This is a genomic window from Vibrio sp. 1978 (assembly GCF_033344345.1).
Genome location: NZ_JAWPOP010000651.1, coordinates 1 through 623 on the forward strand (window position 1 = coordinate 1; position 623 = coordinate 623).

At 47.7% G+C, this 623-nt stretch carries 2 pseudogenes; both read left to right on the plus strand.

Going from position 1 to position 623, the window contains the following annotated elements:
• Positions 1 to 439 (plus strand): annotated as a pseudogene (locus R8N49_RS28345) (flagellar basal body M-ring protein FliF); the annotation flags it as partial.
• Positions 432 to 623 (plus strand): annotated as a pseudogene (locus R8N49_RS28350) (flagellar motor switch protein FliG); the annotation flags it as partial. The pseudogenes R8N49_RS28345 and R8N49_RS28350, both read left to right, overlap by 8 nt.

The following is a 623-nucleotide window of genomic DNA, read 5'->3' on the forward strand; positions in this document are numbered from 1 at the left end:
CTTTGATCAATCTCGTGGTGATTTACTTAACGTATTGAGCGTCAAGTTTGCCGAGCCAGAAACCGAGCAGCTTGTTGACCAACCAATTTGGGAACACCCGAACTTCAACGATTGGGTTCGTTGGTTCGCCAGCGCTTTAGTTATCATCGTGGTTGTGCTTGTACTGGTTCGCCCTGCAATGAAGAAACTACTTAACCCGGCTGGTGATGACGACGATGAAATGTACGGCCCAGACGGTTTGCCAATTGGTGCCGATGGCGAAACCAGCCTAATAGGTAGCGACATTGAAAGCAGTGAGCTGTTTGAATTTGGTTCAAGTATCGATCTGCCTAACCTTCATAAAGATGAAGACGTACTGAAAGCGGTTCGTGCACTTGTAGCGAACGAACCAGAGCTAGCGGCTCAAGTTGTGAAAAACTGGATGAACGAAAATGGCTAACGATATCGTACCTCAAGATGAAAACGGCGCAGGCATGCCAGTTGAGTTTGATGCCTCCACCATTACTGGTGAAGAGAAAGCGGCCATTTTGTTATTAAGTCTGAATGAGCAAGATGCGGCTGGCATCATCCGTCATTTAGAACCGAAACAAGTACAGCGCGTTGGTAGTGCAATGGCGCGTGCA